The 11,643-nt window shown below is 75.1% G+C and carries 14 protein-coding genes and 1 riboswitch; of the genes, 10 read left to right on the forward strand and 4 right to left on the reverse strand.

Going from position 1 to position 11,643, the window contains the following annotated elements:
- Positions 1–651 (forward strand): YhjD/YihY/BrkB family envelope integrity protein (locus tag RIF68_RS12855; protein ID WP_309051339.1); only part of this gene is annotated, 651 nt, incomplete at its 5' end.
- Between the two features lie 58 nt (positions 652–709).
- Here the strand turns inward: RIF68_RS12855 and RIF68_RS12860 are convergent.
- Both RIF68_RS12860 and RIF68_RS12865 read right to left on the reverse strand, forming a co-directional pair.
- Positions 710–1,543, reverse strand: coding sequence for an ABC transporter permease subunit (locus RIF68_RS12860; protein WP_309051340.1), 834 nt, complete (start codon positions 1,541–1,543; stop codon positions 710–712).
- Positions 1,540–2,448, reverse strand: a complete 909-nt coding sequence (locus RIF68_RS12865; protein ID WP_309051341.1) for an ATP-binding cassette domain-containing protein — start codon at positions 2,446–2,448, stop codon at positions 1,540–1,542. The genes RIF68_RS12860 and RIF68_RS12865 overlap by 4 nt, the downstream gene beginning before the upstream one ends.
- Positions 2,449–2,580: 132 nt before the next feature.
- Between RIF68_RS12865 and RIF68_RS12870 the strand changes: the two genes are divergently transcribed.
- From RIF68_RS12870 to RIF68_RS12895, 6 genes are all read left to right on the forward strand, one after another.
- Entirely contained in the window at positions 2,581–3,891 is a 1,311-nt protein-coding gene (locus RIF68_RS12870; RefSeq protein WP_309051342.1) for a histidine kinase, read from the forward strand.
- Positions 3,888–4,604 carry a response regulator transcription factor gene (locus RIF68_RS12875; protein ID WP_309051343.1) on the forward strand — a complete coding sequence of 239 codons (717 nt, stop codon included), beginning with the start codon at positions 3,888–3,890 and terminating at the stop codon, positions 4,602–4,604. Before RIF68_RS12870 ends, RIF68_RS12875 begins: the two co-directional genes overlap by 4 nt.
- 127 nt (positions 4,605–4,731) lie before the next feature.
- On the forward strand, positions 4,732–5,241 hold the full coding sequence (locus RIF68_RS12880; RefSeq protein ID WP_309051344.1) for an NUDIX domain-containing protein: 510 nt from the start codon (positions 4,732–4,734) through the stop codon (positions 5,239–5,241).
- A gap of 80 nt (positions 5,242–5,321) precedes the next feature.
- On the forward strand, positions 5,322–5,957 hold the full coding sequence (locus RIF68_RS12885) for a DUF6629 family protein (RefSeq protein ID WP_309051345.1): 636 nt from the start codon (positions 5,322–5,324) through the stop codon (positions 5,955–5,957).
- 7 nt (positions 5,958–5,964) lie between these two features.
- Positions 5,965–6,180: a hypothetical protein gene (locus RIF68_RS12890; RefSeq protein WP_309051346.1), complete on the forward strand. Its 216-nt coding sequence runs from the start codon at positions 5,965–5,967 to the stop codon at positions 6,178–6,180.
- A gap of 123 nt (positions 6,181–6,303) precedes the next feature.
- Complete coding sequence (locus RIF68_RS12895; protein ID WP_309051347.1) at positions 6,304–6,804, forward strand: peptidylprolyl isomerase; 501 nt, start codon at positions 6,304–6,306, stop codon at positions 6,802–6,804.
- Between the two features lie 89 nt (positions 6,805–6,893).
- Here the strand turns inward: RIF68_RS12895 and RIF68_RS12900 are convergent, their stop codons facing one another.
- Positions 6,894–7,142 carry a type B 50S ribosomal protein L31 gene (locus RIF68_RS12900; RefSeq protein ID WP_309051348.1) on the reverse strand — a complete coding sequence of 83 codons (249 nt, stop codon included), beginning with the start codon at positions 7,140–7,142 and terminating at the stop codon, positions 6,894–6,896.
- A gap of 226 nt (positions 7,143–7,368) precedes the next feature.
- Between RIF68_RS12900 and RIF68_RS12905 the strand changes: the two genes are divergently transcribed.
- Together RIF68_RS12905 and RIF68_RS12910 are read left to right on the forward strand one after the other, a co-directional pair.
- A complete protein-coding gene (locus tag RIF68_RS12905; protein ID WP_309051349.1) occupies positions 7,369–8,133 on the forward strand; it encodes an alpha/beta hydrolase in 765 nt (254 codons plus the stop codon).
- A 136-nt stretch (positions 8,134–8,269) separates the two neighbouring features.
- The gene (locus tag RIF68_RS12910; protein WP_309051350.1) at positions 8,270–9,601 is read left to right on the forward strand and encodes an alpha/beta family hydrolase; all 1,332 of its coding nucleotides are present in this window, start codon (positions 8,270–8,272) and stop codon (positions 9,599–9,601) included.
- On the opposite strand, the gene RIF68_RS12915 is transcribed toward RIF68_RS12910, so the two are convergent.
- On the reverse strand, positions 9,585–10,454 hold the full coding sequence (locus tag RIF68_RS12915) for a LysM peptidoglycan-binding domain-containing protein (protein WP_309051351.1): 870 nt from the start codon (positions 10,452–10,454) through the stop codon (positions 9,585–9,587). The genes RIF68_RS12910 and RIF68_RS12915 overlap by 17 nt on opposite strands.
- A 4-nt stretch (positions 10,455–10,458) precedes the next feature.
- Positions 10,459–10,644: riboswitch (cyclic di-AMP (ydaO/yuaA leader) on the reverse strand.
- A gap of 366 nt (positions 10,645–11,010) precedes the next feature.
- Here RIF68_RS12915 and RIF68_RS12920 point away from each other — a divergent pair.
- Entirely contained in the window at positions 11,011–11,637 is a 627-nt protein-coding gene (locus RIF68_RS12920; protein WP_309051352.1) for a hypothetical protein, read from the forward strand.
- Positions 11,638–11,643 lie beyond the last annotated feature (6 nt).

An 11,643-nucleotide genomic window follows, 5' to 3' on the forward strand; every position in this document is an offset into this window, starting at 1 on the left:
CAGGGCTTCGCCCGCTGGCTCGTCCAGGGACTGGGCGTCTCCCAGGTGTCCCAGGAGGAGGTCGAGGGCCTTTTCGGACGGCCGGGCCAGGCCCTCCAGCGCACCACCGCCTTCGGTCTCGCCGCGCTCGCCGCCTTCGGCATCACCTTCGGCTCCGCCGTCCAGACCGGGTACGAACGGGTCTGGGACCTCCCCACGGCCCGCTGGCACACCATGTGGCGTCACGTCGTCTGGCTCGCCGTCCTCGTCGCCGCGCTGCTCCTCTTCGTCGCCTTCCCCGCACCCTCGAACGCCCCCGCCGCCGTCACCGCCCTCGTCGCCCTCGGCGACCTCACCGGCACCTTCGCGTTCTTCTGGTGGTCCCAGCGCTTCCTCCTCTGCGGCCGCATCCGCTGGCGGGCCCTCGCCCCCGGCGCCGCCCTCACCGCCTGCGGACTGCTCGGCCTGCGCGTCTTCTCCCAGCTGGTGTTCTCCCCGCTCATCGCCTCCAACGCCGTGACGTTCGGCCAGTTCGGCACCGTGCTCGTCCTCCAGTCCTGGCTCGTCGGCGTCGGCTTCGTCGTCTACGGGGGCGCCCTCGCCGGCCGCCTCGTCCACGAGCACCGCGTCCGCCGCCGCCTCGACCGCCCAGGACCGCCGCCCGGGAACTGACGCACCGACGCGTCCGGTCCGGCAGCGCGGGCGGCCAGGGGGCCCGGACACACCCCGCTCACTGGTCCCGGCGCCGCACCACCAGCGCCGTCACGACCGCCGCGGCCGCCGGCCACATCCCGTACACCAGCCACGCCCCGCCCGTGCTCCACGGGTAGGGGACCGCCTCCGCGGGGCCCGCCGCGACCAGCCGCTCCCAGGCCCGCAGCGGGGTCGTGTGCGCGAGCACCGCCGTGAGACGCCGCCGCTCGCCCAGCGCCATGGGCAGGAACAGCAGCAGCACCACCGCCGCGACCACCGACAGCGACCCGCGCCGCACCACGGCCGCGAGCGCCATCCCGGTCACCGCGCAGACCGGTGCCAGCAGCGCCGACGCCACGACGACCCGCAGCGCCCCGGGATGCGCGAGCGGCACCCCCGCGCCCCGTACCGCCAGCACCGCCTGCGTCAGCCAGAACGACAGCCCCGCGACCGCCGCCCCGAACAGGGTCTGCACGGCCGCCACGACCAGGACCTTCGCGGACATCACCGCCCCCCGCGCCGGCACCGCGGCGAAGGTCGTGCGGATCGACCCGGCGGCGTACTCGCCGGTCACCGCCACCGCCCCCATGGCCGCCGCGCACAGCACCAGCACGGTGGCGGCGTTCCCCGTGAACGCGTCGCGCAGCGCCATGCCGTGGGCCACGAAATCCGCCCGGCCGGCCGGGCCGTACGCGTGCCAGTACCGGTAGTGGTCCCAGGCCGTCCCCACGTTGAACGCCACCACGGCCACCATCGCGGCCGGCAGCGCCCAGAACGTGGACCGCAGGGACCACAGCCTCAGCCACTCGGCGGCGAGCAGGTCACGGAACCGGGCCCGCGGCTCCCGCGCGGGCAGGACGGCCCCGGTCATCGGGGGTCTCCCGCCGGGTACTCGACACTGCCGGCGGTGAGTTCCATGAACGCCTCCTCCAGGGACGCGGTCCGCGTCGTCAGCTCGTGCAGCGGCACCCGGTGACGCAGCGCCAGTTCCCCGATACGCGCGGCCGGCAGTCCGGAGACCGTCAGCCGTCCGGCCTCCTCCACGACGACGGCCCCCGCGGCGAGCAGAGGACCGGCAAGGGCCGCCGGATCGGACGTCCCGACCAGCACGTCCGGGCCGCCCGCCCGTCCGGCGAACGCGGCCAGGCTCTCCGCCGCGATCAGCCGCCCCCGCCCGATCACCACCAGCTCGTCCGCCGTGTGCTCCATCTCCGTCATCAGATGGCTGGAGACGAAGACCGTACGGCCCTCGTCCGCCAGCCGCCGGAACAGCCCCCGCACCCACCGCACGCCCTCCGGGTCGAGACCGTTGAGCGGTTCGTCGAACAGCAGCACCGGCGGATCACCGAGAAGTGCCCCCGCGATCCCGAGCCGTTGCCGCATGCCCAGCGAGAAGCCGCCGATCCGGCGCCGTGCCGCGTCCGCCAGGCCCACCTCCTCCAGGACGGCGTCGACCCGGGCGAGCGGCAGCCTGTTGCCCCGGGCGAGCACCGCGAGATGCGCCCGCGCGGTCAGACCGCCGTGCGCGTCCCCGGCGTCCAGGAGCGCCCCGACGTGCCGCAGCCCCCGAGAGCGCTCCGCGAAGGGCCGCCCGCCGACCGTGACGGAGCCGCTCGTCGGGGCGTGCAGCCCGAGGATCATGCGCAGCGTCGTGCTCTTGCCCGCCCCGTTGGGCCCCAGGAAGCCGGTGACCCGGCCCGGCCGGACCGTGAAGGTGAGCGTCCGGACGGCGGTTCTGCCGCCGTACCGCTTGGTGAGTTCCCTGACATCGATCATGACCACCACGGTGCCGCCCGCGGCCCGGCGGGACATCGGACCGGCGCGGACAATCCGTCAGCCGCCGTGTCACCCCCGGTCGTACATCCCCGGTCCGACGACCGCGGGCCCCGGGGCCCCTACGATCGCGGCATGTCTGTCACCCCGTCGGCCCCGTACCTCAGGAGGATCACCCCGGCCGGGTGGGCGGTGACGGCCTGGCTCGCCGGGCTGGCCTTCACCTTCCTCCTCCGCGTACGTCTGCCCGGCCAGGAGCGGGCGGACATCCTGGCCGGTGTGGCGTTCCTCCGCTGGGACGGCCTCACCCTGCTGGCCCTCGCCACCGCCCTCGCCGTCCGGGGCGGCGCGCTGCTGGCCCGCCGTCCGGCCGCCGCACTCCGCCACCTCCTCGCCGCCGCCGTCGTGGGCACCACGCCCCTGTCCGTCACCGCCATCCCCCTCGCCCAGTACCTGGCCGTCGACGTGGCGCTGTACGTCGTCGCCGCCTCCCGGCCGGCCCGCGAGGCGAACCGGGCCCTGCTGCTGGCCCTCGGTGTCCTCGTGGCGTACCTCGCCGTCCGGCTCCTCTCCGGCTGGAGCGTGGGCACCACCGGCGCGCTGGCCGTGGGGCTCACCGCCGCCGTCGCCTGGCTGCTCGGCCGCTTCGAGCGGCAGAGCCGTACGCACGCGGAGGAGACCCGCGTCCAGGCTGCCGAACGCGCCGCCGAACGGGCCGTCGCCGCCGAGCGCCTCCGCGTCGCCCGCGAGATGCACGACACGGTCGCCCACAGCATCGGCATCGTCGCCCTCCAGGCCGGCGCCGCCCGCCGGGTCATCACGACGCAACCCGACGCGGCCCGCCAGGCCCTCGCCGAGATCGAGACCGCGAGCCGGGACACCCTGGCGGGTCTGCGCCGGATGGTCGGCGCCCTGCGCACCCCGGACACCGGACCGGAACCTCCCGCGTCCGGCGAGCCGCACGGCGCGGGACACCCGGGGCTGCCCGACATGCCCGGGCTGGCGGCGCTCGACCGGCTCACCGCGCTCACCGCCGCCGCGGGCGTCCACGTCGCCGTCCGCCGCACCGGCGCCTCTCGCCCCCTGCCCCCCGACCTCGACCTCTCGGCCTTCCGCCTCGTCCAGGAGGCCGTCACCAACGTCGTACGCCACTCGGGCGCGGACTCCTGCACGGTCACCGTCGACCACCGGGACCCCGCGTCCCTCACCGTCACCGTCGAGGACCCCGGGCCGCGCCCAGGCCACGAGCGCGCCCGCACCGGCGGAGGCTCCGGCCACGGCCTGATCGGCATGCGCGAGCGCGTCGGCCTGCTGCACGGACGGTTCGAGGCGGGCCCCCGCCCCACCGGTGGATTCCGCGTCACGGCCCGACTGCCGGTGCCCTCACCCTCCACCTCACCTTCACCCCCGCCCGCCACCCCGCGCCCCGGAGCCACCACACCATGAGCCCCGCCACCCCCGCACCACCCGCCACCCCCACGTCCGGCACCGGGGACACGTCCCCGATCCGCGTCGTCCTCGCCGACGACCAGCCCCTCGTCCGCACCGCGCTCCGCATGGTCATCGCCGACACCTCCGACCTCCTCGTGGTCGGGGAGGCCGCCGACGGGGCCGAAGCCGTCCGGCTCACCGAGGAGACCGGCGCCGACATCGTGCTCATGGACCTCCGCATGCCCGGCACCGACGGCATCGAGGCCACCCGCCGCGTCACCGCGGGCCCGAGCGGCGCCCGGGTCGTCGTCCTGACCACCTTCGACGACGACGAGCACCTCTACGGGGCGCTGCACGCCGGAGCCTCCGGCTTCCTCGTCAAGGACATGGCCCTCGACGACATCCTCGCCGCCGTCCGGATCGTCGCCTCGGGCGACGCGCTCCTCGCCCCCGGGGTCACCCGCCGCCTCATCGAGGACTTCGCCGGCCGCCCCCGCCGGCCCGCCACCGCGCCCCGCCGGGGGCCCGCCGGCGTCACCGACCGCGAACGCGAGGTCCTCACCCTCGTCGGCCGCGGCCTGTCCAACACCGAGATCGCCCAGGAGCTCCACCTCAGCGTCGCCACGGCCAAGACCTACCTCACCCGGCTCCTGTCCAAGCTCGGCGCCCGCGACCGCGTGCACCTCGTCATCCTCGCCTACGAGACCGGGCTCGTCTCCGCGGACTGACCGGCCCCGCCCCGTACCGCCCCGGCGGACTCACACGATCCGGTGATCCACTCCGGAGCGGCCGGACGGCCCGCCCCCGACCGCTTGGATGGAGGAGCCCCATCGGCCCGTCGAGAGAGAGCCGCCCATGACGCACACCTGGCTGCCGCCCGCCGAGTACGTCGAGACCCTGCCGAGAGCGACGGCCTACGCCTGCCTGTACTTCACGGACACGGCGGGGCGCCCCTTCCAGCTGCGCGCCGGCTACGGAGCCGAGTCCGGCCGCTGGCAGTGGCCCGGAGGCAACATGGACCCGGGGGAGACCCCCTGGCAGACCGCGCTGCGCGAGTGCCGGGAGGAGACCGGGATCGTCTTCACCGGTCCGCCTCGCCTCCTCGGCGCCGACTTCACCACCGACCGCGGCGCCGCCTGGCCGGCGAACCACATCGGATTCGTCTTCGACGGCGGCGAACTGACCGACGATCAGATCGCCGGGGTCGTCCTCGACCCCGGCGAGCACAGCGAGTACCGGGTGCGGACCCTGGAGGAGTGGGCACGCGAGATGGACCCCGGCGCGTTCCGCCGCCTCGCCGCGATCGACCGCGCCCGCAGGACCGGGACGACCGTGTACGTGGAGTCCGGCCCCGCCGGCGCCTGATCGGCGGCCCTCCGGGATTGGGACATCGCCGCCCCGGTGTCGCGGGCGCGCCGCCGGGGCGGACGCGGTACACATCGGACATGTGCTGGAGTGCGGCGGCGGACCTCTGGGCCGGCCTCGGGATCGGAACGGCGGGGGTGGTGGCCCTGGCCTCGGTGCGCCGCCCGGGCGACGCACCGCTCGCGGCCCTGCCCCTGCTCCTCGGCGCCCACCAGGTCGTGGAGGCCGCCGTGTGGCGCGGCGGCGGGGGAGCCGGCCCGGCCACCCTGCTCTGGGCGGTGATCGCCCTGCCCCTGCTGCCGCTCTGGCTCCCGCTCGGTGTCCTCGCGGCCGCCCGCCCCGCCGACCGGCCACGCCTGTACGCGCCGCTCGCCGCCGGACTCGGGACCGCCGCGTTCCTCGCCCACCGGCTCGCCACCGCCCCCGTCACCGCCGAGATCCAGGGTCGCACCGTCGGATACGCGGTCGGCCTGCCGAACGCCCCCGTGGTCCTCGCCGGCTACCTCTTCGCGACCGTCGGCGCCCTGCTCCTCGCCCGCGACCGTCGGCTGCGCCTCCTCGGCCTCGCCACCGGCGCGGGCGCCGCGCTCTGCGCGCTGCTGTGGCGCACGGCGTTCGTCTCCACCTGGTGCGCCCTGGCCGCCCTCGCCTCGCTGCTGCTCCTCAGCTGGATCCGTGGCCGGCGAACCGTAACTCCCCGGCCGCTCAGCAGTTGACCAGGGCATGAAGAAGCGCAGCATGCTCGCCATCGCCTCCCTCGCCGCAGGCGTCGTCACCGCCCTCGTCACCCCGCCGCCGCAGGCCGACGCCGCCGAAGCACCCCTCGGGGGCGTCACCGGACTGCTCCAGGAGGACCAGGCCGTCGACACCGTCGTCCACGAGGCCGGCCAGGCCGCCGAGGGCGCCCTGGACCAGCAGCGGGGCGGCGGGCTGCTCTGATCCGACGGGCCGGATCCGGTCGCGGGTGCCCCGCCCCTCCCCGGGCGGCGGGGCACCCGCGACCTGACACGGCGGGAGGCAGCCCGTGCGCGTGCGGCGCGGGGGTAATGACAGGATGTCCCCATGAGCAACAACAACGTGTTCTTCGACATCACCATCAACGACGAGCCGGCCGGCCGGATCGTCTTCAAGCTGTTCGACGACGTCGTCCCGAAGACGGCGCGCAACTTCCGTGAGCTCGCCACCGGCGAGCACGGCTTCGGCTACGCGGGCTCCCCGTTCCACCGCGTCATCCCGCAGTTCATGCTGCAGGGCGGTGACTTCACCAACGGCAACGGCACCGGCGGCAAGAGCATCTACGGCGAGAAGTTCGCCGACGAGAACTTCACGCTGAAGCACGACCGCCCGTACCTGCTGTCGATGGCGAACGCGGGCCGCAACACCAACGGTTCGCAGTTCTTCGTCACCACGGTCGTCACCAGCTGGCTCGACGGCAAGCACGTCGTCTTCGGCGAGGTCGTCGAGGGCCAGGACCTGGTCAAGAAGATCGAGTCCCTCGGCTCCCAGTCCGGCCGCACCAGCGCCAGCGTCAAGGTCGCCGCGTCCGGCGTCGTCGAGGGCTGAGCCCTCTCCCCGCCGGCCGGGGCCGGGCGCGCCGTCCGCGACGCGCACCCGCCCCGGCCGGGACCCGGCGCCCGGCTCGTCGCGGCGGCTCAGCCCTGCTCGCCGTACCGGCGCTCGAACTTCGCGATCCGGCCCTCCGTGTCGACGGTCCGCGCCTTGCCCGTGTAGAACGGGTGGCTCTCCGACGAGATCTCCACGTCGATCACCGGATACGTGTTCCCGTCGTCCCACTCGATGGTGGTGTCGCTGGTGGCCGTCGACCGCGTCAGAAACGCGTACCCCGCCGAGCGGTCCCGGAAGACCACCGGCCGGTACTCGGGCTGCTTGTCCTGCTGCACGTGTCCTCCTCCGGGCTGACGCCCTGACTCCTCCGGCCTGACCGACAGGCCACCCCCAGCCTCGCCGCGCCCGGCCGGGGCGACCAGCGCCACGCGACCGACCGGGTGACACGCCGCGCGAACGTCCCGGGCCACCCCTTTGACTGTGCGCGACCGGGGCGCCACACTCGGTCGTCGGGTGCCGCCGAGAGGACGCGGGCCCCTTCCCAGGCCTCCAGGGGGCGCGATGACCGGCAGGGTTCTTCCGTACGAGGTGCACGGCGAGGGTCCGGGGCGCGCCCTCGTGCTCCACAACTGGTTCGGCGACCGCACCAGCTTCGCCCCGCTCCGCGACCACCTCGACGGGGGCGCCGGACAGTACGCCTTCCTCGACTGCCGTGGCTACGGCGAGGCCCGCGACACCCCCGGCGACTACACGATGGAGGAGGTCGCCGCCGACGCCCTCGCCGTCGCCGACGACCTGGGCTGGGACTCCTTCACCGTCATCGGCCACTCCATGGGCGCGAAGGCCGCCCAGGTGATGCTCCTCGACGCACCCGGCCGCGTCCGGTCCCTCGTGGGCATCTCGCCGGTCTCCGCCGCGGGCTTCCCGCTGGACGCCGAGACCTGGGAACTCTTCGCCGGAGCCGCCGCCGAGCCCGCGAACCGTCGCGCCATCATCGACCGCACCACCGGCGGACGGTACGACGACGCCTGGCTGGGCACGCGCGTCGAACGGTCCCTGAACCGCTCCTCGGCCACCGCCTTCCGTGCCTATCTGGACTCCTGGGCCCGCGCCGACTTCCACGAGCGCGTCCGTGACAACCCGGTGCCCGTCCTGCTCGTCGTGGGCGCTCACGACCCCGCCCTCGGCGCGGAGGCGATGGAGGCCACCTGGCTGCGCTGGTACCCCAACGCCCGCCTCCACGTCCTCGAGGACGCGGGTCACTACGCGCCCGAGGAGACTCCGGAAGCCCTCGCCGAGGCCATCGAGGCCTTCCTCGCCGCCTGACCGGCCTCCCGCCGCCCCTGGGGATGCGGGAGCCGGTGGGGACGTGCCTACGCTGGAGTACGGGCGGGGGACGCCGACCCGGCCCCGCCCGCAGCCGTGGCGCACGCGGACGGCGGAAGGCGGAAGGCGGCCGAGCATGTACTTCACGGACCGGACCGACGCGGGCCGGCGGCTCGCCGCCCGCCTCGGCCACCTCGCGGCCCCCGACGTCACCGTCCTCGGCCTGCCCCGGGGCGGGGTGCCGGTGGCCGCCGAGGTCGCCGACGCCCTCGGCGCACCGCTCGACCTCTGCGTGGTACGGAAGCTGGGCTTGCCGCACCGGCCCGAGGTCGCGATGGGCGCCCTCGGTGAGGGCGGCGTCAGGGTCCTGAACGACCAGGTGCTCCGTGACGCCAGGGTGGGCCCGAGCGACCTCGCGGTGGTGGAGGAGCGCGAGCGCGCCGAGCTGGAGCGGCGCGCGCGCCGCTACCGGGGCGGGCACCGGCCCGTGCCGCTCGACGGCAGGACGGTTCTCGTGGTCGACGACGGGCTCGCGACCGGGGCCACCGCGCTCGCGGCCTGCCGGGTCGTCCGAGCCCGGGGCGCGGCGCGGATCGTGTTCGCCGTCCCGGTCGCCCCGCGCGGCTGGACCACCCGCCTCGGCGGGGAGGCGGACGAGACCGTCTGCGTCCACACGCCCGACGGGTTCACCGCGGTCGGCCAGTTCTACGAGGACTTCTCCCCGACCTCCGACGAGGAGGTCGTCGCCCGGCTCGCGCGCAACCGGGCGGTGCACGGGCCCGTCGTCCAGGAGTCGGACGTCAGGATCCCGCTGCCGGAGGGCGGGGGCACCCTCGCCGGGCGGCTGGCCGTCCCGGAGGACGCGCGCGGCATCGTCGTGTTCGCCCACGGCAGCGGCAGCGGCCGGCACAGCTCCCGCAACCGGGCGGTGGCCGGGGCCCTGAACCGGGCGGGGCTCGGCACGCTCCTCTTCGATCTGCTCACGGAGGAGGAGGCGGCCGACCGGCGGCTCGTCTTCGATACCCCGATGCTCGCCGGACGCCTGTCCAGGGCCACGGAGTGGCTCGCGGCGGAGCCGGCGGCCCTGGGGCTGCCGCTCGGCTGGTTCGGCGCGAGCACGGGAGCGGCCGCCGCCCTGTGGGCGGCGGCCGAGCCGGGCGTCGGGGCCGGGGCCCGGCCCGTGGCGATCGTCTCGCGCGGGGGCCGGCCCGACCTGGCCCACGAACGGCTGGCCCGGGTCGACGTCCCCACCCTGCTGGTGGTGGGCGGACGCGACACGCTCGTCCTGGACCTCAACCGCACGGTGCGGACGATGCTGCGCTGCGAGAACCGGCTGGAGGTCGTGCCCGGCGCCACCCACCTCTTCGAGGAGCCGGGTGCCCTGGAGGAGGTGGCGGAGCTCGCCACCTCCTGGTTCACCGGGCACTTCGGACGGCGGACAGGCCCTTCGGTCAGTACGGGCCGTTGACGTTGTCGATCGAGCCGTAGCGGTCCGCCGCGTAGTTGCAGGCGGCCGTGATGTTCGCGACCGGGTCGAAGAGGTCCATGGACGTGCCCGGCACGTGGTAGGCCATGAAGGTCGGCTCGATGACCTGGAGCAGGCCCTTCGACGGGGTGCCGGCCGCGGCGTTGGAGTCCCACAGGTTGATGGCCCGCGGATTGCCGGAGGACTCGCGCATCACATTGCGCAGGATGCCGTCGTACGAACCGGGGATGCCGTACCGGGCCATGACGTCGAGCGACTCGCGGATCCAGCCGTCCAGGTTGTCGGCGTAGCCCGTCGGGGCGGCCTGGGCGGCAGGGGCCGCGGCGGGAGCGGCGGCCGGAGTCGCGGCGGCACCGGAGGTGCCGGGAGCCGAGCGCCGCTCACCGCGGCTCGCCCGCTCGGTGGCACCGGCCGGGGACTTCGCCGCGGGAGCCTTCGCGGAATCCCGACGAATCGTCAGTTCAAGTCCGGGGTGAATGAGTGACGGATTGTCACCCACTACGGTCCGGTTGACCCGGTAAAGGGCCTTCCAACCGCCTTGAATTCCCTTCTCCCGCGCGATGCCGGAAAGGGAGTCGCCCTTCACGACGGTATAGGTGCGGGTCGCGGCGGGAGCGGCGGGAAGCGTGGCGGGGGCGGCCGCGGCCGGCCGGGCGGAAGGCGCGGCCGGGAGCGCGTGGGCGGCGGTCTCCGGGGCCCCGGAGACCGGCTGGGCGCCGGCCGAGGCGGGCACGACCAGCGGCAGGGCCAGTGCCGCGCCGCCCGAACCGGCGAGGGCGAGACCACGGGGGACGGTGCGGCGCCGAGGGCGGCGGTGCTTACCGTGTGCAGGCATGACGGGTTCCTCTCCGGCGCCTGCGGGGTGAGCTGTCGGGTTCGGACGGGAGGTGTCCGGCCGCGCGCACGCGGCTTCACCCCGAGCCGCTCCGGCAGATCCGGACCGGCGTGTTCGTGGGTCCCCCGCTCCTGCCGGCGGGTGAAAAGGGAGGTTTTCAGGCGGTGGCAGGATTCGGCGGTCCGCCTGAATGGGGGTGACCGTAGGCCAGAAAGGGGGCCGGGAACAAGGTGTCGCGTCCCGTATGCGCGGAAAAGAACTTCCCGGAATTCACGCATTCAAGATCCCCTTTCCCGGCGGTCGGCCGAACGGCCTTGTGGCGCAGGGGTCGGCGGCCCCCGACGCCCGATCGGGCGGGCCGGGAAGTGAAACGCGTCACCCGGAACGCAATGTCCGAATATGCGCTGTAATTCCGATCGAAAAGGAAGAGGGTGGAATGCCCCCACTCCGGACGGCGCGAAAGGGGTGGATGGGCGCCACGCCCACGAATGGCACAAATGTCGCGAAGTCGACATTTGTGATGAAGGATGAGGTCCTCCGTCCCCGGGAGCCGCCCATGTCCTCCGCCCCTTCCCTCCTCGGCCCCGACGCCCTGGACCGCGAGGCCGCCGCGCTGTACGAGAGCGCGACCTGGCGGCGGATCGTCGAGAACTGGCACACCCCCGCACCCGCTCGCCCCGGCGAGGACGCGGGCCGGGGGGAGGAGCCGGGGGACTGGCGCGCCCTCCTGTCCGTCCCCGTGGACCGGCTCGTCGCCGAGGCGCTCGACGCGCTGCCACCCGCCCTGCCCGCCGAGCGCCGGCTCCCCGGCCGGATCGGAGCCGCGCTCCCGGACCGCCTGCACGTGTGGCGCCGGATCGGTCAGGCCGATCTGCGCCCCTCGGTGCACCTCGGCTACGCCCGTCAGGTCCTGGAGGAATGGGGCTGGCAGAACGCTCCGTACAGGCTCCGCGACGCCCGGGGTGCCCGCTGCGTCTGCGGCGCCCTGCTCGCCGCCCACCGCCTGGGCTACGGCAGCGCCGACACCATGAACCACGCCGCCGCCTGGATCGTCACCGAGCTGCGCGCCCGGGGCTGGAACGGACTGATCGGCCCCTGGAACCGCGCCCCCGGCCGGACCGCCTCCGACGCCCTGGCCCTCCTGGACGCAACGGCCCGCCGGGCCGCCCGCGCCGGCCACTGAACGGCC

The organism is Streptomyces sp. (assembly GCF_031178505.1).
GTDB classification, from domain to species: domain Bacteria; phylum Actinomycetota; class Actinomycetes; order Streptomycetales; family Streptomycetaceae; genus Streptomyces; species Streptomyces gulbargensis.

Coding starts and splice junctions, on each gene's coding strand:
- RIF68_RS12860 (WP_309051340.1), bottom strand. CDS start 1,543: ATGACCGGGGCCGTCCTGCCCGCGCGGGAGCCGCGGGCCCGGTTCCGT.
- RIF68_RS12865 (WP_309051341.1), bottom strand. CDS start 2,448: ATGATCGATGTCAGGGAACTCACCAAGCGGTACGGCGGCAGAACCGCC.
- RIF68_RS12870 (WP_309051342.1), top strand. CDS start 2,581: ATGTCTGTCACCCCGTCGGCCCCGTACCTCAGGAGGATCACCCCGGCC.
- RIF68_RS12875 (WP_309051343.1), top strand. CDS start 3,888: ATGAGCCCCGCCACCCCCGCACCACCCGCCACCCCCACGTCCGGCACC.
- RIF68_RS12880 (WP_309051344.1), top strand. CDS start 4,732: ATGACGCACACCTGGCTGCCGCCCGCCGAGTACGTCGAGACCCTGCCG.
- RIF68_RS12885 (WP_309051345.1), top strand. CDS start 5,322: ATGTGCTGGAGTGCGGCGGCGGACCTCTGGGCCGGCCTCGGGATCGGA.
- RIF68_RS12890 (WP_309051346.1), top strand. CDS start 5,965: ATGAAGAAGCGCAGCATGCTCGCCATCGCCTCCCTCGCCGCAGGCGTC.
- RIF68_RS12895 (WP_309051347.1), top strand. CDS start 6,304: ATGAGCAACAACAACGTGTTCTTCGACATCACCATCAACGACGAGCCG.
- RIF68_RS12905 (WP_309051349.1), top strand. CDS start 7,369: ATGACCGGCAGGGTTCTTCCGTACGAGGTGCACGGCGAGGGTCCGGGG.
- RIF68_RS12910 (WP_309051350.1), top strand. CDS start 8,270: ATGTACTTCACGGACCGGACCGACGCGGGCCGGCGGCTCGCCGCCCGC.
- RIF68_RS12915 (WP_309051351.1), bottom strand. CDS start 10,454: ATGCCTGCACACGGTAAGCACCGCCGCCCTCGGCGCCGCACCGTCCCC.
- RIF68_RS12920 (WP_309051352.1), top strand. CDS start 11,011: ATGTCCTCCGCCCCTTCCCTCCTCGGCCCCGACGCCCTGGACCGCGAG.